At 71.4% G+C, this 23,049-nt stretch carries 16 protein-coding genes; 15 read left to right on the forward strand and 1 reads right to left on the reverse strand.

Annotated features, from left to right (window positions below):
• The first annotated feature begins 135 nt into the window (after positions 1-135).
• From CRP45_RS07685 to CRP45_RS07720, 8 genes are all read left to right on the forward strand, one after another.
• The gene (locus tag CRP45_RS07685) at positions 136-1,245 is read left to right on the forward strand and encodes a lycopene cyclase family protein (RefSeq protein WP_372509844.1); all 1,110 of its coding nucleotides are present in this window, start codon (positions 136-138) and stop codon (positions 1,243-1,245) included.
• Positions 1,245-2,177, forward strand: coding sequence for a non-homologous end joining protein Ku (gene ku / locus CRP45_RS07690; protein WP_097244347.1), 933 nt, complete (start codon positions 1,245-1,247; stop codon positions 2,175-2,177). Before CRP45_RS07685 ends, ku begins: the two co-directional genes overlap by 1 nt.
• A gap of 126 nt (positions 2,178-2,303) precedes the next feature.
• Entirely contained in the window at positions 2,304-2,723 is a 420-nt protein-coding gene (locus tag CRP45_RS07695; protein ID WP_097244348.1) for a DUF4247 domain-containing protein, read from the forward strand.
• 12 nt (positions 2,724-2,735) lie between these two features.
• Positions 2,736-3,161, forward strand: a complete 426-nt coding sequence (locus tag CRP45_RS07700; protein WP_067780720.1) for a DUF350 domain-containing protein — start codon at positions 2,736-2,738, stop codon at positions 3,159-3,161.
• A 2-nt stretch (positions 3,162-3,163) separates the two neighbouring features.
• Positions 3,164-4,732 (forward strand): polyamine aminopropyltransferase, encoded by a 1,569-nt coding sequence (locus CRP45_RS07705; protein ID WP_097244349.1) that lies wholly within the window; start codon positions 3,164-3,166, stop codon positions 4,730-4,732.
• Between the two features lie 47 nt (positions 4,733-4,779).
• Positions 4,780-5,334, forward strand: a complete 555-nt coding sequence (locus CRP45_RS07710) for a GNAT family N-acetyltransferase (protein WP_097244350.1) — start codon at positions 4,780-4,782, stop codon at positions 5,332-5,334.
• Positions 5,335-5,840: 506 nt separating this feature from the next.
• Positions 5,841-6,494, forward strand: a complete 654-nt coding sequence (locus tag CRP45_RS07715) for a response regulator transcription factor (protein ID WP_179830785.1) — start codon at positions 5,841-5,843, stop codon at positions 6,492-6,494.
• Between the two features lie 159 nt (positions 6,495-6,653).
• Entirely contained in the window at positions 6,654-7,292 is a 639-nt protein-coding gene (locus CRP45_RS07720; protein WP_067780711.1) for a MerR family transcriptional regulator, read from the forward strand.
• Here CRP45_RS07720 and CRP45_RS07725 read toward each other — a convergent pair.
• Positions 7,262-7,936 (reverse strand): HAD-IA family hydrolase, encoded by a 675-nt coding sequence (locus CRP45_RS07725; RefSeq protein ID WP_097244352.1) that lies wholly within the window; start codon positions 7,934-7,936, stop codon positions 7,262-7,264. The two genes, CRP45_RS07720 and CRP45_RS07725, sit on opposite strands and share 31 nt — an antisense overlap.
• A 269-nt stretch (positions 7,937-8,205) precedes the next feature.
• Between CRP45_RS07725 and CRP45_RS07730 the strand changes: the two genes are divergently transcribed.
• The 7 genes from CRP45_RS07730 to CRP45_RS07760 are packed head-to-tail and all read left to right on the forward strand — an operon-like array spanning position 8,206 to position 23,015.
• On the forward strand, positions 8,206-9,933 hold the full coding sequence (locus tag CRP45_RS07730) for a fatty acyl-AMP ligase (protein ID WP_097244353.1): 1,728 nt from the start codon (positions 8,206-8,208) through the stop codon (positions 9,931-9,933).
• On the forward strand, positions 9,930-15,533 hold the full coding sequence (locus tag CRP45_RS07735; protein WP_097244354.1) for a type I polyketide synthase: 5,604 nt from the start codon (positions 9,930-9,932) through the stop codon (positions 15,531-15,533). Before CRP45_RS07730 ends, CRP45_RS07735 begins: the two co-directional genes overlap by 4 nt.
• Positions 15,530-18,595, forward strand: a complete 3,066-nt coding sequence (locus tag CRP45_RS07740; RefSeq protein WP_097244355.1) for a type I polyketide synthase — start codon at positions 15,530-15,532, stop codon at positions 18,593-18,595. Before CRP45_RS07735 ends, CRP45_RS07740 begins: the two co-directional genes overlap by 4 nt.
• Positions 18,592-19,407 carry a thioesterase II family protein gene (locus tag CRP45_RS07745; RefSeq protein ID WP_097244356.1) on the forward strand — a complete coding sequence of 272 codons (816 nt, stop codon included), beginning with the start codon at positions 18,592-18,594 and terminating at the stop codon, positions 19,405-19,407. Before CRP45_RS07740 ends, CRP45_RS07745 begins: the two co-directional genes overlap by 4 nt.
• Complete coding sequence (locus tag CRP45_RS07750; RefSeq protein WP_097244357.1) at positions 19,404-20,420, forward strand: AfsA-related hotdog domain-containing protein; 1,017 nt, start codon at positions 19,404-19,406, stop codon at positions 20,418-20,420. The genes CRP45_RS07745 and CRP45_RS07750 overlap by 4 nt, the downstream gene beginning before the upstream one ends.
• Entirely contained in the window at positions 20,417-22,063 is a 1,647-nt protein-coding gene (locus CRP45_RS07755) for an FAD-dependent monooxygenase (RefSeq protein WP_179830787.1), read from the forward strand. The genes CRP45_RS07750 and CRP45_RS07755 overlap by 4 nt, the downstream gene beginning before the upstream one ends.
• A gap of 1 nt (position 22,064) precedes the next feature.
• On the forward strand, positions 22,065-23,015 hold the full coding sequence (locus CRP45_RS07760) for a cyclase family protein (protein ID WP_097244359.1): 951 nt from the start codon (positions 22,065-22,067) through the stop codon (positions 23,013-23,015).
• The last annotated feature ends 34 nt before the right edge of the window (positions 23,016-23,049 follow it).

Consider the following 23,049-nt stretch of genomic DNA (forward strand, 5'->3'; position numbering starts at 1 on the left):
ACGGCCGCTGGGCACCGCGCGACAACGGCCGCTGGGCACCGCACGACAACGGCCGCTGGGCACCGCGCGACAACGAGCGGCCGGGGCCGAGCGGCGGCAGGCGGCGCGGCCCGACCGACGGCGGCGGCGGCGGCCATCGTGACCGACATCGTCGTCTGCGGCCTCGGTCCCGCCGGGCGGGCCCTAGCGCACCGGTGCCTTGCCAGCGGCATGTCGGTCATCGCGGTAGATCCCGCCCCCTCCCGGCAATGGACCGCGACCTACGCCGCCTGGGCGGACGAGCTGCCCGGCTGGCTGGATCCGGCGGTCACGGCCGCGACGGTCGCGCGCCCCGTCGCGTGGGGCGCGCGCCGCCACGAACTCGATCGCGCGTACGTGGTGCTCGACACGAAGCGGTTGCAGGACTCGCTGGACCTGACCGGCGCGGAGATCGTCGCCGAGCGTGCCGTTCGGCTCGACCGACACGGCGTGACGCTGGCCTCGGGCCGGACCCTGACCGCCGAGCGGGTGATCGACGCGCGCGGGATCGCCCGCTCCCCCGCCCGCGCCGAACAGACCGCCTACGGCGTGCTCGTCGACGAGACGGCCGCCGCGGGCATGGAGCCGCTGTTCATGGATTGGCGCGCCGACAACGGCGCGCATCCGGCCGCGCCGCGCTCGTTCCTGTACGCGGTTCCGCTGGGCGGCGGCACGATGCTGCTCGAGGAGACCTGTCTGGCCGGGCGGCCCGCGCTGGACACCGGCGAACTGCGCACCCGCCTTCGGCACCGGCTGCGCGCCCGCGGCATCGCGCTCGGCGGCGACGAGCCCGTCGAGCGGGTGCGGTTCCCGGTCGAGGGCGGCCGACCCGGGCAGCGCGCGTTCGGCGCGGCGGGCGGATTCACCCATCCCGCAACGGGATACAGCGTGGCGGCCGCACTCGCCGCGGCGGACGCGGCGGCGGCGGGAGAGAACCTCTGGCCGCCGTCGGCCCGCGCGGTGCGGGCCCTGCGCGCGGCCGGGCTGCGCGCGCTGCTCGCGCTGCCGCCCGCCGACCTGCCCGCCTTCTTCGACGCCTTCTTCGACCTGCCCGCGCCGCTACAACGCGCCTACCTGTCCGGCCGCACCGACCTGGCCGGGACCGTCGCGGCGATGGGCGCGCTGTTCGCGTCGCTTCCGGCCGGATCGCGGTTCCGAATCGCCGCCGCGACCTCGGGGATTCCGGTTCGCTCGCGCGGCAGGGGTGGTTCGGCCATCATGGAGTGATGGCACGAGCTATCTGGAAGGGCTCGATTGCATTCGGGCTGGTAAACGTCCCGGTCAAGGTGTACACCGCCACCGAGGACCACGACATCAAATTCCACCAGGTGCACGCCAAGGACGGCGGCCGGATCAAATACCAGCGCGTCTGCACCGTCGACAACAAACCCGTCGAGTACGTCGACATCGCCAAGGCGTACGAGTCGCCCGACGGCGACCGGGTGATCCTCTCCGACGAGGATTTCGCCCGCCTGCCCGCCGCGGAGAAGCACGAGATCCCGGTGTTGCAGTTCGTGCCGTCCGACCAGATCGACCCGATCCTGTTCGACAAGAGCTACTACCTGGAGCCGGACTCCACCACGCCGAAGGCCTACGTGCTGCTGGCCACCACGCTCGAGCGCATCGACCGGACCGCGCTGGTCCACTTCACGCTGCGCCAGAAGACCCGGCTCGCCGCGCTGCGGGTGCGCGAGGGCATGCTCGTGTTGCAGACGCTGCTGTGGCCCGACGAGGTGCGCGCGGTCGAGTTCGAGTCCCTGCAGGACGCGTCGGAGCCGCGGCCGCAGGAGATCAAGATGGCCGAGACGCTGGTCGAGTCCATGTCCGACGATTTCGATCCGAGCCAGTTCACCGACGAGTACCAGATCGAACTGCAGAAGATCCTGGACGAGGCGATCGCCAGCGGCAGTGACCGGGTGACCACCAAGCCCGAGGCCGCGCCCGCCGAGATGGACGCCGAGGTGGTCGATCTGGTCGCCGCGCTGCAACGCAGCCTCGAGGCCAGCGGCAGGCGCGCGGCGGGTTCCGGCGGCGGCGCGCAGAAGAAGGCCGCCAAGAAGGCCGCGCCCGCGAAGAAGACCGCCAAGGCGGCCAAGAAGACCGCCGAGAAGCCCGCCAAGAAAGCCGCGAAGAAGACCCAAGCCCGCAAGGGCGCCTAGCGCGCGATCGCCTCGGAGACTGGACGCGGACGGCCGCGTCGGTGATACAGTGCCCGACGAGTTTTCGACAGAGGGGACTCGACGTATCACCTACCGGGCTCGGCCCGGCGCTCTACGGGGGGACACATGCACCACCTCGGCAGGACGGTCATCGGCTTCGTCGCGGTGGCCGCGCTGCTGCTCTCGGTCGTCGGCTGTGGCGACGACATCGAGAGCGCGCGCGATTTCGTCGCCGCCAAGTATTCCCGTGCCACCTCGCTGGACCAGGCGAACGACGGCCGCGCCTACACCGCCGCCCTCGCGCCCGCCGCTGTCGGCAGCGCCATCGTCGCGGCCTCACAGCCGCTGGACAACCGCCGCGTCGGCGACCGCACCTATCTGCAGTATCGCAACGACATCATCACCGTCGCCCCGCACGGGACCGGCTCGATGATCCTCGTCGACCAGTACGGCAACGGGTACCGGCGCCACCAGTCGACGGTGTCGAGTTTCGGCTGGCCGAGTCAGCCGCCGGGCAGCGAATACCGCGGCCAGAGCGGCAAATAGAAGGAGAAACACATGCTGGCAGATCTCGCGGCCGACGCGGGCGCGGCGCTCGCCTACACCGGCGTCGGCATCGCGTTGATGGCGCTCGGTTTCGTGCTCGTGGACGTCATCACGCCTGGCAACCTGCGCGAGCAGATCTGGGTCGAGCGCAACCGCAACGCCTCGCTGCTTGTGGCGTCGAACCTGCTCGGTGTCGGGATCATCGTGGCGATGGCGATCTGGACCTCCCAGGGCGCGATCGGCGAGGCGCTGCTGGCCAGCGCGGTGTACGGCGTGATCGGTCTCGGCGCGATGGCGCTGTCGTTCCTGCTGCTCGATCTGCTGACCCCCGGCCAGTTCCGAGACGTGGTCGCGGACGGCGCGATTCACCCGGCCGTCTGGGTTACCGCGGCGCTGCATCTCGCGGTGTCCTTCGTGGTGGCCGCGGGCCTGTCCTGAGCATGGTGGCGGGCACCGAGACCGCACCGCTACCGCCGCGGCTGCGGCGCCGCCCGGCCCGGATCGCGCTGCTCGTCACCGCGTTCGTCTGCGCGGCTTGCGGTCTGGTCTACGAACTGTCGCTGGTGACGCTCGGCAGCTACCTGCTCGGCGACACCGCGGCGCAGGCCTCGATCACGTTGAGCGTCATGGTGTTCGCCATGGGCATCGGCGCGCTGGCCGCGAAACCGCTGCGCAGGCACGCGGCGGCGGCGTTCGTTGCGGTGGAGCTGATCCTCGCGCTGCTCGGCGGGCTGTCGGTGGTGATGCTCTACGCCGCCTACGCGTGGCTGAACATCTACACCACGGCGCTGATCGTGATCGCGAGCATTCTCGGCATTCTGGTGGGCGCCGAAATCCCTTTGCTGATGGAGCTTTTGCAGCGGATTCGCAAGCAGGAGCCGGGCAGCGCGGTGGCCGACCTGTTCGCCGCGGACTACGTGGGCGCGCTGCTCGGCGGGTTGGCGTTCCCGTTCCTGCTGTTGCCCGTGTTCGGCCAGATTCGCGGCAGCCTGATCGTCGGCGTGGTCAACGCGGCGGCGGGGCTGGCGCTGGTGTTCCTGTTGTTCCGCACCGAACTCCGGCCGCGGGCGCGGTGGGGCTTCGGCGCGCTGACCGCGCTCGTCGCGGCGACGCTGTTCGGCAGCTACTTCTACGCCGACCGGTTCGAGGCGACGGCGCAGCAGGCGCTGTTCGCCCATCCGATCGTGCTGCACGAGCGGACCAGGTACCAGAACATCGTTCTCACCGAGTCGATCTCACCGTTCGGCACCCCGGACACCCGGCTGTTCCTCAACGGCGATCTGCAGTTCTCCTCGGTCGACGAGTACCGCTACCACGAGGCGCTGGTGCATCCCACCCTCGCCGGTCCGCGCCGCGATGTGCTCGTCCTCGGCGGCGGCGACGGTCTGGCGCTGCGCGAGATCCTGCGCTACCCCGATGTCGAGACGATCACCCTGGTGGAGCTGGACCCGGAGATGATTCGGCTGGCCCGCACCGATGCGCGGCTGACGGCGTTGAACCGCAACGCTTTCGACGATCCGCGGGTGCGTGTCGTCAACGAGGACGCGTTCTCCTGGCTGCGCGGCTCCCCCGGCGCCTACGACGCGGTGCTCGTCGACCTGCCCGATCCCGACCAGACCTCGATCGCCAAGTTGTACTCCAAGGAGTTCTACGCGATGGCCGCCCACGTGCTCGCCCCCGGCGGCACGCTCGCGGTCCAGTCCGGTTCGCCGTTCTTCGCACCGCGCTCGTACTGGTGCATCGCGAACACGATCCGCGCGGCGGGCCTGCGGACACTGCCGTACCACGTGGATGTGCCGAGCTTCGGCGACTGGGGCTTCGTGCTGGCCACCAGGGACACCGAACCGCGCCTGCGCCTGGACCCGCCCGCCCCGCTGCGCTCGCTCGACGAGGCGACGCTGGCCGCCGCCGCGGTGTTCGCGCCCGACCGCCGCGACACCGGCGCGCCCGTCTCGACCCTGATGCATCCGGTGATCGTCGACTTGGAACTGCGGGAATGGCGACGCTGACTCCCGCATGAGCGGCACGGCGGCTAGCCCCTGGCAAACTATGCGCCATGGACACCGCCACCGTGATCGTCCCCATGGGCCTCGGCCACTTGCGCCAGGTGCTCGATCTCGGCCATCAGGTCTTCGACACCGGCACCAAGCCCTACACCTCGTGGTCGCTGACCAGCGTCGCCGAGCACCTGGACAGCCCCGACAACGCGTGCTGGGTCGCGCTGGATTCCGATCGGGTCGTCGGATTCGTGCTCGGCTCAATGGAATTCGAGCTGCGTGACGACTGGGGCTATCTGGAATGGATCGCGGTCGCGCCCGACATGCAGGGGCACGGCATCGCGCGCATGCTGGTCGACGCGTGCTCGGCGGCACTGTTCGCGCGCGGCGCGCGGCGCATCGTCACCGACGTGGAGAACAACAACACCGCCTCGGCGACGCTGATGACCCGCAGCGGTTTCCGTCCCGCCGCGACCGTCACACTGTTCGTGCGCCCCAACCCCGACGAGCCGGCAGCCGATGCCGACGCGGCGCTGCCGCCGATCACCCCGGGAACCAAACGCGATCTCATCCGCCGCGGCAGGCTCGCGGGCGAGGGCCGCGGCGGTCGTTGAGTACGCTCGACTTCCCACGAATCCCGTTGCGTGCCCCTATTTTTCGCGGCTTGACCGCGAATTTCCGTACGCGCTTCTCACAACCACGTTTCCGATCCTTGCGGTAAGTGTTAACGGATCGGGAACATTCGAAGCCTAATTGTGCGCTGCGGAACAACCGGGTTGTGGAGTGCACCGTTAGCGGATAGGGTCACTTCCTATAACCGGTCGCAGGTTCCAAAAGCCAAGTGTCGGTAGTCGTTTCGATACCGATCCGGGGCGGGGCCGGTTTTCTGGTTCATCGTCGAACGAAATCCAGCGGGTTGATGCCGCGCGCTCTCGTGGCATCGGCCGACGGGTCGGCTACACGCCGGAGGTCGTCCTCGTGGCGACCGCCGGGTCCGACTCAGCAAACCCCGAGGTGGATGGTGGAAATGAGCGGAACCGCCCGAATGAGACGTACGGCAGACGTGGAAAGCGCGATAACGGACGCCGTTTCGGAATGCTCCGCTCCACGCCTCGTATCGGTGATACCGACAAACGGTCTGCCGCAGCGCGTCGTCCACATCCAGATTGTCACGGACAACTTCCTCACCCGCGAGATGTTGTGTGATTTCCTGAATTCCGAAGAGGATTTCACGGTGGTCGGTGACGTGTCCTGGAACGAGGCCGGATATCTCGCCGCGGCCGTGCGTCCGGACGTCATCGTGTTGGACAACGACGAAATCGGCAGTGCCACCGTGCGCATGGTGCGCTCGCTGACCCGCGCCTGCCCCGGCGCGGCGGTCGCGGTGCTCAGCTCGACGGGCACCGAGACCCTGCTGTACGACATGCTCGACGCGGGCGTGCGTTGCTTCCTGCACAAGAAGATCTCGCGCAGCGAGCTGGTCAGCGCGATCCGGGGGATCGCCGCGGTGGAGGATCAGATCACCGTCAGTGTGCCGCGGGATTTTCTCACCGGCGCCGGGGCCAATCGCGGCAGGCTCTCGGCGCGCGAGGAACAGGTGCTGCGCCTGGTGTCGGAGGCGATGACGAATCGGCAGATCGCCAATGCGTTGTCCATCACCGAGGGCACCGTGAAACGGCATCTGCGTAGTATTTTCGACAAGCTCGGCGCGGTCTCCCGCATCGACGCGGTGAATCGGTATCGGGCGCACATCGGCCAGCAGGATTCCGCCTGACGGCGCCGCCGGACACGATCACTTCGGAGCCCGCGCATGGCCGTAGCGCACACGAAAGTACGTCCATGCGGCCGGAGCATTCGAACAGCAACCGGAACTGGCCGCTATCCGTCTGACCTACACTTGGGCGACCAGTAGTAGCGCGGACGGGAGGCGGATATGCGTATCGCCGAATTGAGCAAGGTCTCGGGCGTGCCTGCACCCACCATCAAGTACTACATGCGCGAAGGGCTGCTCTTTCCCGGCGAGAGGACCAGCCCCAACCAGATGCAGTACGACGACTCACATGTGCGGCGGCTCAAGCTGGTTCGGGCGTTGATCGAGGTCGGCGGGCTGTCGGTGGCGGCGACAAGGGAAGTCCTCGACAAGATGCGGACGCCGGGGATGACGGTGCTGGAGTCCGCGGGCAAGGCGCAGTTCGCGATGAGCAAGCCCCCCGCCGGGGAGCCGGACGACGCGCAGCTGGCCGCCGCCGATCAGGTCCGCGATCTGCTCGCCCGCCGCGGCTGGCAGGTCCGCGAGACGAACCCGGCGCGCGGCACCCTCGCCGCGGTGCTCGCCACCCTCGGCAGGCTGGGACAGCAGCACTGGGACCTGCTCGACGACTACGCCGAGCTGGCCGAACGGATCGCGGCCAAGGAGATCGACACGTTGCTGCGCCAGCCGAACGCGGAGAGCATGGCCGAGGCGCTCGTCGTCTGGACGGCGCTCGGCGACGCGATGTTCAGCGCTCTGCGCCGGCTGGCGCACGAGGACGCGGCCTCGGCCTATATCGCGACGCCCTCGGCGACGAGCTGACGCAGCTCGGCGTCCACCTCGGCGATCGCGGTCGCGGCGTCACGGAACAGCACCGCGCGCCACCCGGCCGCCCGCGCGCCCGCGCAGTTCTGCGGCAGGTCGTCGATCAGAATGCAGCGGTTCGGTTCGACGCCCGCGCGCGCGGCCGCCAGCTCGAAGATCTCGGGATCCGGCTTGCGGCAGCCGACCTGCGCCGAGTTCACGACCTCCTCGAACAATTCCTCCGCGACCACCATCCGCCGCCAGTGCGGCTCCCACGCGGGCGGCATGTTCGACAGCATGCCGACGAAGTGTCCGGCGCCTCGGTAGCGGCGCAGCGCGTCGTCCCACTGCGCGTTGGCCTTTCGGCCGTCGAACCAGGTCTCGGCGAGGCTGGGCACCGCGGTGTGCACGCCCTGCCCGCGCAGCGCCGCGCGCACCAGATCCAGCCACTCGTCCTCGCCGATCAGCGGCGTGTCCAATGGCAGCATCATGTCCTCGGTGCCGAACGTCGCGGTGACTTCCGCGATCGCGCGGCGCAAAGGATCCGGCGCCAATCCCGTCTTCGCGCAGAATGCCGCGAATGTTTCGGCTACCGGCGGCGTGAGCACTCCCCCGAAATCCGACCAAATGGCGATGCGCTCCCGCGCTGTGCTGCTCGTCACAGTTCTACTCCGCTCTGTGTTCGGCAATTCTTCGGTGCAGCGGGACCGTATCTGCGAGACTGCGCCGGTCGCCATTGCACAAAGGTGACAATCCCTCCGGACTATTCCTTCCGAGAGTTTTCCGTCCGAAAGTGATACGTCTTCCGATCCCGCGTGCGTCACCCTTCGGACCACGTTCTGCGCCTGTCCATTTCGCCGCCTCCGCCCGTAATGTCCCTGTTCTGTCGGCACCGTCGTGATGGCTGCCGGCTGATCGAGGAGGGATTGCGATGGAAACCGAACTCCGGGCTCGAACGCTCGCCGAGGCAATTTCGCAGCGCGCCGCCGACGCTGCCGACAGAATCGCGTACACCTTTTTGCCGGACGGCGAAAAAGAATCGCATTCCTGGACTTTCGCGGAACTGGAGCAACTGACCCGCGCACTGGCCGCGCGTATTTCCCGAGAGGTCGCGCCCGGCGACCGGGCGCTGATCGTGGCGCCGGATTCCGCCGATTTCGTGCTCGCGTTCCTCGCCTGCCAGTTCGCGGGCGTGGTCGCGGTGCCGGTGTACCCGCCGTTCCCGGTGACCTCGCCGCGCCGGGTGGAGACCCTGCGCACCATTGCCGAAGACTGCGGCGCCGCCGCGGTGCTGTGCGCCGCGCCGGAGCAGACCCGCGCCATGCTGATCGGGGCCGCCCCGGAACTGGATCGCCTGCGCTGGATCGGCATCGTGGCCGACGCGGACGGCGCCGCGGACTTCGAACCGGTGCCGGTGACGGGCGCGGATGTGTCGTTCCTGCAGTACACCTCGGGCTCGACTTCCGCGCCGAAGGGTGTGGTCGTCACCCATGACGCGCTCATGCACAATCAGGAATTGCTCTGCCGGACAATGGGTTACAGCGCCGAATCACGCATCGTCGGCTGGCTCCCGCTGTTCCACGACATGGGCCTGATGGGCATCGTCGTGCCCGCCGTCTACGCGGGCAGCCGCACGGTGCTGCTGCCGCCGCTGACCTTCGTGCAGCGGCCGGTCCGCTGGCTGCGCGCGGTGACCCGCTATCGGGCCACCATCACCGGCGGTCCCAATTTCGCCTACGAGCTGTGCTGCCGCCGCATCCCCGCCGCCGATCGGGCGGGCATCGACCTCAGCTCGCTCGAGGTCGCGTTCAACGGCGCCGAGCCCATCCGCGCGGAGACCCTCGACAAGTTCGCCGCCGAATTCGCCGGGCACGGCTTCGATTCCAACAGCTACTACCCCTGCTACGGGCTGGCCGAGTCCACGCTCATGACCACCGGTTCGCGCCGCGGAGCGGGCGCGGTCACGCTGACGGTGAGCCGCGCCGAATTGGCCGAGGGCCGCGTCACGCCGGGCCAGGACCAGACGCTGGTCGGTTCCGGACGCGTGGCGTTGCACCGCGAACTGCTGATCGTCGACCCGGACACAAGGGTTCCCCTGCCCGACGGACAGGTCGGCGAGATCTGGATCGGCGGCCCGGACGCGGCGCTGGCCTACTGGGGCAACGAGGACGCCACCCGGGAGACGTTCCGCGCGGAAACCGTTGCGCCGCAGTCGGGTCCGTACCTGCGCAGCGGCGATCTCGGCGCGCTGGTCGACGGCGAGCTGTACGTGGTCGGCAGGCGCAAGGACTTGGTCATCGTCGGCGGGCGCAACTACTACCCGCAGGACATCGAGCACACCGTCGAGAATGCCGACCCCCGAATCCGGCGCGGCTGCACCGCCGCGTTCGCGGTCGACCGCGAGGGCGGTGAGGAGCTGATCGTGGTTGCCGAGGTCAAGGCGGACGCCGATCCCGACATCGCCGCGCTCACCGCGGCGTTGCGCGCGGCGGTCAGCGTCGACCACTCGATCACCCCCGCGCGGGTCGTCCTGGTGCGGGCGGGCACGGTGCCCAAGACCTCCAGCGGCAAGTTGCAGCGGCGCGCGACCCGCGCGGCGTTCGAGGCGGGCACGCTCGACGAGATCACCGCCGCCGCGACCGAGGCGGTGCAGCTATGAGGTCGGCGGCCGACATCGAAGCCTGGCTGGTCGCCAGGATCGCCGAGCTGCTCGGCGCCGATCCGGCCGGTCTCCCGGTCGACGTGCCGTTCGCGGCGCTCGGCCTGTCCTCCATGCAGGCGGTGGAGCTGTCCGACGATCTGCAGCGCTGGGCCGACACGAGTTTGTCGCCGACCTTCGCCTACGACCACCCCAGCGTGGCCGCCGCGGCCGCCGCGCTGGCCACCGAACTCGGTGGCGCGGCCGAGACGCCGGAACAGGCGGCGATCACCGCCGATCCCGGCGACGCCGTCGCCATCGTCGGGATCGGCTGCCGATTTCCCGGCGCCGACGGCCCACGGGAGTACTGGGACCTGCTGCGCGCGGGCGTGGACGCCATCACGGAGGTCCCCGCAGATCGCTGGGACGCGGCGGCGCTGTACGACCCCGACCCGGACGCGCCGGGCCGGATGACCACCAAGTGGGGCGGATTCCTCGACGATGTCGAGCATTTCGACGCGGAGTTCTTCGGCATCGCGGCCAAGGAGGCCACCAGGATGGACCCGCAGCAGCGGCTGCTGCTCGAGGTCGCCTGGCACGCCATCGAGGACACGGGCATCGGCCCGAGCAGGCTGGCGGGCACTACGACGGGGGTCTTCCTCGGCGCGTCGTCCTACGACCACGGCGTGGCCGTTTTAGCGCCGGGCACCGAGGTGTCGGCGCAGGACGGCACCGGCTCGGCGCTGAGCATCGTTGCCAACCGGCTGTCCTACTGCCTGAATCTGGCGGGCGCGAGCATGGTGGTGGACACCGCCTGCTCGTCCTCGCTGGTCGCGGTGCACCTGGCCTGCCAGTCGCTGCGCGCGGGCGAATCGGAGATGGCGCTGGCGGGCGGCGTGAACGTCATCGCCGCGCCGCGGGTGGCGCTGAGCTTCAGCAAAGGCCGGTTGATGGCGCCCGACGGGCGCTGCAAGCCGTTCGACGAGCGCGCCAACGGCTACGTCCGCAGTGAGGGGGCGGGCGTGGTGGTGCTCAAGACGCTCGCGCGGGCCCGCCGCGACGGCGACCGCGTCTACGCCGTGATCCGCGGCGGCGCCGTCAATCAGGACGGCCGGACGAACGGGCTGATCGCCCCGAGCCGTCCCGCGCAGGAGCGGGTGCTGCGCGCGGCCTACCGCGCCGCGGGCGTCGACCCGGCCAGGGTCGCCTACGTGGAGGCGCACGGCACCGGAACCGCGGTCGGCGACCCGATCGAGGTGGGCGCGCTCGCGGCGGTGCTCGGACAAGGCCGCGATCCCGAGCAGCCGCTGCGGGTGGGTTCGGCGAAATCGAACCTCGGCCACCTGGAAGCCGCCGCCGGTGTCGCCGGGCTCATCAAAACCGCGCTCTCCCTGCATCATCGGGAGTTGCCGCCGACCATCCACTACAAGCGGCCCAACCCGCTGCTGGAGCTGGACCGGGTCCCGGTGGCGGTGCAAGCGGTGGTCGAGGCGCTGCCCGTCGACGCCGACGGCGCCGCGATCGCCGGGACGAGCTCGTTCGGATTCGGCGGCACCAACGCGCACGTCGTGCTGTCCACCGCACCGGCGACCGAGCCCGACGAACCGACGGGCGCAACGGATTTCGTGCTGTTCCCGGTGACCGCCCGCTCCGCGGCGGGGCTGCGGCGACGGGCACGCGGCTGGGCGCGCGCCGCCGAGCGGAACCGCGACGATTCGACCTGGCTCGCCCGCGCGGCCGCCACCGCAGCGCTGCGCGGCGACCACGACGGTCACCGCGCCGCGGTGGTGGCCCGCGACATCGAGGAACTGATCGACGGCCTGACCGCGCTGGCCGACGGCGAACTGGTGCGCGGTGTCTGCGAACCGCAGGCGCCGAGCCGTCGCGTCCGGCGGACCGCACTGGTCTTCCCCGGCCAGGGCTCGCAGTGGGACGGCATGGGCCGCGCGCTGGCCGCGTCGGTGCCCGCGTTCGCCGAGGCGATGCGGCGGTGCGCCACCGAATTGGAGCGCCAGCTCGGGGTGTCGCTGTGGTCGGCCGAGCGCGGCATCGTCGCGCACGGCACCGCGCAGGTACCGCCCGCCCTGTTCGCCATGCAGGTCGCGCTCGCCGAGACCTGGCGGTCCTTCGGCATCGAACCCACCGCCGTCTGCGGGCACAGCATGGGCGAGATCGCGGCGGCGCACGTCAGCGGCGCGCTGTCGCTGGCCGATGCCACGCGCATCGTGTGCGTGCGCAGCGCGCTGCTCACCGAGATCTCCGGCCGTGGCGGCCTCGCGCTGCTGGAACTCGATGCGGCGCAGGTCGATTCGGCGCTCACGGAGTACCGCGATCGCGTGTCGGTGGCGGCGGTGAACGGTCCGCGCGCGACCGTCATCTCCGGTGAGCCGCGAGCGCTGGACGAGATCGTGGCGCGGCTGGAGGCCGACGGGGTGTTCGCCCGCCGCATCGCGGTCGATTTCGCGGCGCACAGCCCGGCCGTCGAGCCGCTGCGGCCCCGGCTGCGCGAGGCGTTGCGCGACATCGCGGTGCGCGAGCCCAGCGTGCCGCTGTACTCGACCGTCACCGGCGGCCCGCTGACCGACACGCTCGTCGACCCCGACTACTGGGCGCGCAACCTGCGCGAAACGGTGCTGTTCGACACCGCGATCACCGCCTTGCTCGCCGCCGAGCACGACACGTTCGTCGAGATCGCGCCGCACCCGGTGCTGGCCCGCTCGCTCACCGAGATCGCGGCCGAGAACGCGCCGGGCGCGGACGTGGTCGCGGTGTCCTCGGCCCGGCGCGACGAGGACGAGGTCTTCGCCTTCCTGCACGCGCTCGGCGTGCTCTACACCCGCGGCGCGGAGCTGGACTGGACGCGGCTCTACCGGCCGGGCACGCCGGTGCCGATTCCCCCGCAGGGTTGGAACGCGCAGCGATTCCCGCTGATTCGCCCCGCGAGCGCGGCGGCCGCTGTCGCGCCGGTCGGCGGCTGGCTCGGTCGACGCGTGCGGATCGCCACCCGCCCCGAACTCGGCGTGTGGCCGCTGCAGGCGGACGCGGCCCCCGAACTCGCCGATCACGTGGTGGACGAGGTGCCGGTGGTCCCCGGCGCGTACTGGCTCGGCGCGGCGGCGCAGGCCGCGCGCGAACTGGCCGGTGGCGATACGCCGACCGTAGTGCTGACCAACGTCGCCTTCGAAGCGCCGCACGTCCTGCTGCCGGGTACGGCCCCGTCGCTCCAGCTGGTCGTCGAATCGGCGGGCGGGCGTTCGGAATTCGTGATCGTGTCCGACGCGCAGGGCGCTCCGGTCACGCACGCGCGCGGCCGGCTCGACCAAGCGCAGGCCCCGCTCACCGATCGACCCGCACCGGAGATCGCGGAACTGCTGGCCCGGTGCGCCGAGCCGGTGCCGATCGCGGAGTTCTACGAGCGCCTGGCCGGCAACGGTCTGCACTACGGACCGACCTTCCGCGGGTTGACCCAGCTTTCTCGCGGCGGCGACGAGGCCGTCGGGAAGCTCACGCTGCCAGTGCAACTCACGGCCGGTACGGGACTGCATCCCGCGCTGCTCGACGCCTGCCTGCACACCGTCGCGGCGGCGGCCGGACCGCGGCTGACCGACGCGCTCGCGCTGCCCGCGGGCGCCACCCGGGTGCAGTTCGCGACACCGACCGCGCCCGTCACCGACGTCTGGTGCCACGCCCGGATCGTGGAATACGGTGAACGGGATCTGATCGCCGACCTCGTGGTACTCGGCGCCGACGGCCGAGTCCTCTTCTCGGCCATGGACTTCCGCGTCACCACCACCGAAGCATCCACCGCCGAGCGCGGCAGGCTGTACCGGCTCGCCTGGCAGCCGTGGGAATCCGAGGGCGGGCGGGCGCCGCGCGGCGGCTGGCTGATCCTCGGCGGTGCGCATCCTGCGCTGGACGCGCTGGCCGAACGCCTCACCGCCCGCGGGGACCGCGTGGTGCGCACCGAAGCGCACGAGGCGGCCGACTACGAGACCGCGGCGGCCGAATTGGCCGAAACCATCGAAGGATTGCGCGGCGTCATCGACGCACGGGCCTATTCGAGCGCGGGCGAGGACCCGGCCGAGTCGGCCGCCTACACCGCGGACTCGGTGGAGCTGGCCAGGTTCCTGATCGGCCGCACCTGGCGGGAGACACCGCGACTGTGGCTGCTCACCCCGGACACCCAGCGCGCGGTGCGACCGTCGCGGTTGTCCACGGCGAGCCTATGGGGCGTGAGCCGGGTGATCGCCACCGAGCATCCCGAAACGGCCTGCGGCGTCGTCGATCTGCCCGCCGCGCCCAGCGGCGCAGACATCGATCGGCTGGTCACGGTCCTGCGGGATCAGCGAGCGCCGCAGCAGGTTTCGATCGACCGTGCGGTGCTCGCTCCCCGGCTGGTTCCGGTGCCGCGGGCCCGCACCTCGGTGACCATCGATCCGGACCTGTGCCAGGTCGTCACCGGCGGACTCGGTGCGCTCGGCTTGCGCGTCGCCGACTGGCTGAGTGCGCGTGGCGCGCGAAACCTGCTGCTGCTCGGTCGTTCCGCGCCGGACGCCGCGGCCGAACAGGTGATCGCCGACCTGCGGGCCAGCGGCGTGAAAGTCACCGTGGCGGCCGTCGACGTTGCCGACAGCGCCGCGCTCGCCGCGGTGCTGGCCGACGCCGGACGGATCGGCGGTGTCTTCCACCTCGCCGGCGTGCTCGAGGACGCGGTCGTCGCGGATCTCGACGAGGCCAGACTGACCCGCGCGCTGGCAGGTAAGGCGCGCGGCGCCTGGCACCTGCACAACCTCACCCTCGAGCAGCCGCTCGCGCATTTCGTGCTGTTCTCCTCGCTCGCCGGGCTTTTCGGCTCGCCGGGCCAGGGCGCCTACGCGGCGGCCAACACCTACCTGGACGCGCTCGCCGCCGCGCGCGCCGCGCAGGGACGGCCGGCGCACAGCATCGCATGGGGTCCGTGGGCGGCGATCGGCTTGGCCGCCGCGGTGGGCAGCGAACGCCGCCTCGCCGCGATGGGCGTGCCCGCGCTGGAGACCGAGGCGGCCATGGACCTGCTGGAGGCGGCGCTCGCCGACTCCGGCCCGGTCCTCGCGGCGGCCGCCTTCGACCTGCCGACCCTGGCCGGTCCCGGCACGCCACCGGCGGCGCGCGAGCTCCTGGCGAACCTGCTTCCCGACGACGAGAAGCCCGGCGGCCCAACCGATCAGGCACTGTCGCTGCACGAGATCGACGACCCCGGTGAACGACTGGAGCTGGTGCGCGGCTTCGTGCTCGGCCAGGTCGCGTCGATCATCGGAACCTCGCGACCGGTCGACCCGACGACACCCTTCCGCGATCTCGGCTTCGACTCGCTGATGGCGGTCGACCTGCGCAATCGGCTGGAAACCGGCATCGGCCAACGGATTCCGGCCAGCCTCATCTTCGCCCACCCCACCGTCGACCAGCTCGTCGATGAGCTGACCCAGCGGATGCTCCCGGCGACGGAGCCCGCGCCCGAAACGCCGCCACAGCGGCACGCCCGGCCCGAAATCGATGCGGACCTGGACCAGGCCACCGATGACGAACTCGCCGATCTCTTATCGGCGGAGCTGGATCTTTCCACCGAAGGGGACACCCGATGACGACCGAAATCACCGACGATCGCCGCGCGCTACTACGCAAGGCGCTCAGCGAGATCCGCAGCCTGCGAGCCGAAGTCGACCGCCGCACCGAGCCGGTGGCGATCCTCGGCGCCGCGGTGCGGATGCCCTCGGGCATCGAGGATCTGGACGGCTACTGGTCCGCGCTGCGCGACGGCCACGACGCCATCACGCCGCTGGTCGACAGCGAGGACGGCCGCCGCACCGGGCACGCCGCGAGCACCAGCCGCTTCGCGGGACTGCTCGCCGAGGTCGACGGCTTCGACGCGGAGTTCTTCGGCATCTCGGCCGCCGAGGCCGAGCGGATGGATCCGCAGCAGCGGCTGGTGCTCGAGGTGGCATGGGAGGCCATGGAGGACGCCGGGCTGACGCCCGCCGAGCTGCGCGCCGCGACGACCGGCGTGTTCCTCGGCGTGTACGGCAGCGACTACCTGATGATGCAGTTCGCCGATCCGGCTGGCATCAACGCCTACACCGCGCCGGGCGGTGCGCACAGCATTGTCGCCAACCGGCTGTCCTACCTGCTCGACCTGTCCGGCCCCAGCCTCGCGGTGGACACGGCGTGCTCCTCCTCGCTGATGGCCGTGCACTTGGCGGTGCGGGCGCTGCGTAATGGCGACTGCGACATCGCGCTGGTCGGCGGCGTCAACACGATCCTGTCGCCGCTGTCCACCACCGTCACCGAAAAGGTGCTGCCGCTCGCGCCCGGCGGGCGCTGCCGCACCTTCGACGCGGGCGCGGAAGGCATCGTGCGCGCCGAGGGCTGCGGCATGGTGGTGCTCACCAGGGAGTCGCTGGCGGCGGCGGAGGGCAGGCCGGCGCGCGCGTTCATCCGCGGCACCGCCGCCAACCACGACGGGCGCACCAACGGCCTCACCGCGCCGAGCCCGCGGGCGCAGACCGAGCTGCTGCGCCGCGCGCTGCGCGATGCCGCCGCCGACCCCGCCGAGGTGGTCTACATCGAGGCGCACGGCACCGGAACGCCGCTCGGCGACCCGATCGAATTCGACGCGCTGCGCGCGGTATACGGCGCGGGCGACGAGCCGTGCCCCGTCGGCGCGGTCAAGACGAACTTCGGGCACCAGGAGGCCGCGGCGGGCATCGCGGGTCTGGTCAAGGCGATGCTGGTGCTCGAACACGACGAGGTCCCGCCGAACCTGCACCTGGAGCGGCCCAATCCGGAGCTCGATCTCACCGGAACCCGGCTGCGCCTGCCGCGGGAGCGCACCCCGCTCGGTGGCGAAACCGGACGGAAGCTTGCCGCGATCAGCTCGTTCGGCTTCGGCGGCGCGAACGTGCACGCCGTACTCGCCGCCGCGCCGCGCGAGGAGGTCGATCCGCACGCCGAAGGCGCTCTGGTGCTTCCCATTTCGGCGCGCAGCGCGGCATCGGCACGGGCACTCGCCGGGCGCTACGCCGATCTGCTCGCGGCCGCCGATCACGCGACCGCGGCCGAGATCTGCGCGGCCGCGGCCACCCGGCGCGCGCACCTTCCGGTACGGCTGTGCCTCACCGGTGACACGGTCGACGCGCTGGTGGACCGCGCGCGAACGGCCAAGGCGGCCAGGCACATCGGCGCCCCGCGGCACCGGACGCTGTTCGTGTTCAGCGGGCAGGGTTCGCAGTGGCCGGAGATGGGCCGCCTGCTCGCCGACGAGCCCGCGGCAAGGGCCGAGCTCGACGCCTGCGACGCGCTCGTGCGGCGGCTTGCGGGCTGGTCGCTGTGGGAGGAGCTGCTTGCGGCCGAGTCCGACAGCAGGCTGCACCGCACCGATGTCGCGCAGGTGTGCATCGCGGCGGTAGAGCTGGCGCTCGCCGCGCTCTGGCAATCCTGGGGCGTGCGGCCCGCCGCCGTCGTCGGCCACAGCATGGGCGAGCTCGTCGCCGCGACCGTCGCCGGAATGCTGAGCAGGGAGCAGGCTTTCGAGCTCCTGGTGCGCCGGGCGGCGCTCACCGAACGGCACGCCCGCGGCGGCGCGATGTGCAGCATCGCACTGCCCGCCGCGGCGGTGACCGAGCTGCTCGCCGGACAGTCCGAGGTCACGATCGGCGCCGTGAACGGTCCGCGCTCGACCGTCATCACCGGTCCCGCGGACGGCGTGCGCCGCATCGCGGCGGAGGCGAGCACCCGCGGCGCGTCGGTCAAAGACCTGCCGGTCGAATACGGCTTCCACAGCACGCTGCTCGCCGCGTGCGCACCGGAATTCGCCGCGCACGCCGACGCGGTACGCGCCGCCCCGGGATCGATCCCGATGTATTCGACCGTCACCGGCAAGCGCGTCACCGCCGACCATCTCACCGGCGCGCACTGGGCCGCCAACCTCGCCGACGCCGTGCTGTTCGCGCCGGCCCTCCAGGCGGCGCTGGCCGACGACCAAGCGCTGACCACCGTGCTGGAAGTCGGCCCGCACCCGGTGCTGATCCGCGACATCGCCGCGGCGGCAGGCGAACTCGACCGTTCGGTCATCCTGGCGGCGAGCCTGCGCCGCGGCCAGTCCCGGTCCGCGTCGCTGGATCATAGCGTCGCCGAGCTCTACCTCGGCGGCCACGAGCTGGACTGGTCCGCGGTGCTCGGCACGCCGAGCGGGCGGCCGCCGCTGCCGCACTACCCCTGGAACCGCAGCAGGCACTGGCTGCCGGAACGGTGGGTCGTCGAGGAGCAGCACGTGCACGCCACCGTCCGTCCTGCGACGGCCAAGCGCAGGGCGTCCGGCCCGGTGGCGCTGGTGCGCGCGCACCACGTGGACCGGCCGACCCGGCTCGACGCGCTCACCGGGTTCGTCAGGGAACGGATCGCGCGTGCCCTGCGTAAACCCATCACCGAGATCGACGAGGCGACGCCGATCCGCGACTACGGGCTGGAATCGCTGGTGGTGGTCGAGATGAAGAACGAGATCGAGGCCGAGTCCGGCACCGTCGTGCCGCTGGCCCAGCTGCTGGAAACCCTCGAACAGGGCAGCGCGCGGGACCTGGCCAAGGTGATCGTCGAGGCCGAATCCGCCGCGGCGGTGACGGGCGACGAAGTCGGAAGCGGGTCGCTGTGAACGAGCGTCAGCGCGGCGGAGTCGTCAGCGTTTCCGCGAAGGCGCCGCTGTCGAACGGGCACCGCGGTGTGCTGACCTGCCCACGCCCGCAAGCGAATCCGGCGATCCGCTTGGTGTGCTTCGCTCACTCCGGCGGCAATCCGCGGATGTTTCAGCCGTGGGTCGATCAGCTCGCCCCCGAGATCGAGCTGTGGTGGGTCACCCTGCCGGGGCGCGGGCCGCGGTGGCGCGAACCGCACGCCAGGGTGTGGGAACCGCTGGTCGCCGACATCGCCGAGGCGGTGGTGGCACATGTGCCGCGTCCGGTCGCGCTGTTCGGGCACAGCCTCGGCGCGCTGCTCGCCTTCGACGTCGCGCTGCGGCTCTCCGACGCAGGCCTGCCGCCGGAGCACCTGTTCGTGTCCGCCCGGGCGCATCCGCGCAGGCAGTTCACCCTCGACCTGCCCGAGGACGACACCGAACTGCTCCGGCTGGTCGACCGGGTCTACCGCGGCGTGCCGGAGGCGATCCTGGATTCGCCCGAACTGGCCGAGCATTTCGCGCCGACGCTGCGCGCGGATCTGATGCTCGGCGCCGACTACCGCTACCGCGGCGCGGGCACCCTGTCGGTCCCCATCACCGCCCTCGGCGGCGTGGACGACCCGATGACACCGACCGAAGAGCTGGCCGCCTGGCAGGACCGCACCACCGCGACGGCGCGGTGGCGGCAGTTCCCCGGCGGCCACTTCTACCTCGACGAGTCCGAAGCGGGCGTGCTCCGGACGATCCGCCGCGCGCTCGCCGCACCGATGGGCAAAGGAGCAGAACGATGACCGAGACCGAAATCCGTTTCCCCGCAGCACCTTCCGCGCTGAGTTTCGATCGGACCGTACCTCGGGCCGAGGCGCACCGCCGCGCGCTCGGCGAGGTGTTCGTCGCCGACTCGATCGCCGATGGCGACTCCACCTTCTACACGGCGTTGCAGATCCCGCGCGCGCACAGCCTCTGGTACGACAGGACCACCGTCTATCACGACCCGTTCGCGATGGCCGAGGCCGCGCGGCAGGGCTCGTTCGTGATCCTGCACCGGCACGTCGGCGTGCCCGTGGGGCTGCCGTTCAGCATGCAGCGCTACGACTTCGCGGTCACCGACCGGGAGGCCTTCCGCGACGACGAGAAGTCGCCACTGGAGGGCATCCTGCGCTACGAGATCGTCTCGCGGGTCGATCGCAGCGCCGACTTCAGCGACCTCACGCTGGCGGGTGAACTCGTCATCGGCGGCCGCGCCGCCATGGAATTGAGCGCCGACGTGGTCTTCCTGGCCCGCGCCGACTACGAGGCGCTGCGCGCCTACCAGCTCGGGCGGGTCGCCGCGGGCGGACCCGACTACACGGCGGCGCCGCTCCCCGCCGCGGCCGTCGGGCGACGGGACTCGCGCAACGTGGTGATCGGCGCGCCGGTCGCGGTCGGCCCCGCATGGGACTACCCGCTGCTGCCGGACCGTCGCCACCCGGCGCTGTTCGACCACGACTACGACCACGTGCCGGGCCCGTTCATCATCGAGGCGTTCCGGCAGGCCGCGCTGGACACCGCGGTCCGCGAGGGCATGCTCGGCACGCCGAACGCCACGGTCGTGTCCTGCTCGTCCCGCTTCACCCAGTTCGCCGAGTTCGGCGCGCCGCTCGAATGCCGTTGCACGCCACTGGATCCGACCCGGCCGGGCACGGCACGCATCGATCTGGAACTGCGCCAGTTCGATCGGGTGCTCACCGTCGGCACGCTGGAGCTCGCCGAGTTGACCGGCGCCGAGGACAGCTACCTGAACCGGACGGAGCAGCCGTCATGAGCGAGATGTTGCACGTGCTCGTGGTCGGCGCGGGGCCGACCGGTCTCGCACTGGCCACCGAACTGCGCAGGCACGGACTGACCTGCCGGATCATCGATCGCGCCGTCGATCGTCCCGCCAATCAGGCTCGCGCGCTGACGATGTGGGACGGCGCGCTGGACGTGCTCGACCGCCACGGCACCGGGGACGCGGTGCGGGCGCGAGGTCTTCCGATGACCGCCGCCCGCTACTTCTCCGGCGGACGCCCGGTCGCGCAGGTGCGTTTCGGACCGGAGACCGGCAACGACGCCGAGCCGCTGATCATCACCCAGCCGTCGGTGGAATCCGTTCTGGTGCAGAACCTTCGGACGCTCGACGTGCCGGTGGAGTGGCGCACCGAGCTGGTGGAGCTGACCGATCGGGGCGAGCACGTCGAGGTGCTGCTGCGCCACGACGACGCGGAAGAACGACTCATCGCCCAGTGGGTGGTGGGCTGCGACGGTGCGCACAGCGCGGTGCGCACCCTGAGCGGCATCACCTTCGAGGGCAGCACCTATCCGCAGTCCTACACGCTGGGCGACGGCGTCATCACGGCGCCGGTGCCGCCGGGCGAGGCGCACTACCACCTGCATCCCGACGGCGTGCTCGTTGTCGTGCCGCTGCCGGACGGTCAGGTGCGAGTCTTCGCCGACGCCAGCGGCATCGGCGGCGATCCGGACGCCGCGCCCACCGTGGACGACCTGCAACAGCTGGCCGACAAGCGCGCGCCCTACCCCATCCGCATTCACGAACTCCAGTGGGCCACCAGGTTTCTGGTGCACATGCGGCACTCGGCCGCTTTCCGCAAGGGCCGCTGCGTGCTCGCGGGCGACGCCGCGCACGTGCACAGCCCGGCGGGCGGCCAAGGCCTCAACACCGGCATCCAGGACGCGGCCAACCTCGGCGGAAAACTGGCGGCGATCATCAGCGGCGGCGCCGACGCCGAGGTGCTGCTGGCAGGCTACGAGTCCGAGCGGATGCCGATCGCGCGCGAGGTGATCCAGGCCGCCGATCGGCAGACCAAGTTGTGGACGGTGGGTTCGCGTCCGGGACGCGCGGTGCGTGACCTGGTGCTCGGCACCCTGAGCCGCAGCGGGCTGCTGGAGAAGCGGCTGGTGCCCTCGCTGGCCCAGTACGAGCTCGACTACCGGCACAGCCCCGCCGTCGGCAAGCGCGGCGGACGCCGGGCGCTCGGGCGCGCGATCCCGGAGGCGGCGCTCATCGGCCCCGACGGCGCGGCGACCGGGCTGCGCCGGTTGCTCTCCGCCCCTTGGCATGTGCTGCTCGCGGTGCTCGACGCGACGCCGTCAGCGGACGACGCCGGGCGAGTGTCGATGCTGCGTGCGCGAATCACGGAGTCGGGCTTGCCTTTCCGGCTGCACGTGATCGTGCCGGGCGATCCGTCCACGACCACCGCGCCCGACCTCGGCGAGGTGTACTACGCCCCGCCGGGCTTCGCGCCGAAGCACGAGCTCGCGGGCTGCAAGCTCATCGCGATCCGGCCGGACGGCTACGTCGCCGACGCCTCCCCCACGCTCGACCTCGACGAACTGCTCGGCAAGCTGCCCGGATTCCGCGCACCGCACGGTGTCGCACCCACCCCGCTCGGACGGAAGGTCTCCTGACATGTGCTCCCCGCAGATCCTCGCCGCCGCCCTGGCCGAGGCGCCGCCGCACGACGACCTGTGCGCTGGGCACGGACACCGCGCTCGGGAACCGCACGCGGCGCACGAGCACGGCCGCAGCGCGACACCCGCCGAGGGCATCGGCCGTCGGCGTGCGCTGCGCACCGCACTGGGCGCGGCGCTCGGCATCGCGGGTGCGTCGGCCGCCGCGGGGGCGGTCGGCGCACCGCGCGCCCAGGCGCAACCGCTGAACCTCAGCGGATTCGGCGTGCGCGACCTGACCCACGCGGTGGGGCCGGACTTCCCGGTGTTCAACCTGTATGTGCGCCCGCCGGTGCAGCGTCAGGTGATGTTCGAGGAGATCATCGGCTTCAACACCGCCGAGTGGACCATGAACGAGCACACCGGAACTCACATCGACGTGCCGGCGCACTCCCAGCGCGGACTGGCGCGCGCCGACGCGATCCCGGTGGAGAACCTGGTCGCGCCGCTGTGCGTCGTCCGCATCGCCGAGCGGGCGGCGCAGGACACCACGACCGAACTGCACGTGGAGGACCTGCTCGACTGGGAGCGGCGCAACGGCCGCATCCCCGACGGCGCGTTCGTCGCGATGGACACCGGCTGGTACCACCGCGTCCACGATCCCGCCGCCTACCTGCCCTTCGACCCGCTGCGGCTGGCCCTGCTGATTCCCGGCATCGGCCCCGACGCCGCCGAATTCCTGCTCACCGAACGATCCATCGTCGGCTTCGGCACCGATACCAGCAGCCTGGACGTCGGCACCCGATTCGAGCCGATGGTGCACCGGATGTTGCTGCGCTCCGGCCGGTACGGCATCGAGAACCTGGCCGCGTTGGACACCGTCCCGGAAAGCGGCGCGACCCTCGTGGTCGGCGCCGCCAAACTGCGCGGCGGCTTCGGCGCGCCGGCGCGGGTGCTGGCGTTCGTCTGATTGCTGTTGCCGCGCTTGGCAACCCGCCGTAGCA

The sequence above is a fragment of the Nocardia amikacinitolerans genome (assembly GCF_900215415.1).
Classification (GTDB): domain Bacteria; phylum Actinomycetota; class Actinomycetes; order Mycobacteriales; family Mycobacteriaceae; genus Nocardia; species Nocardia amikacinitolerans.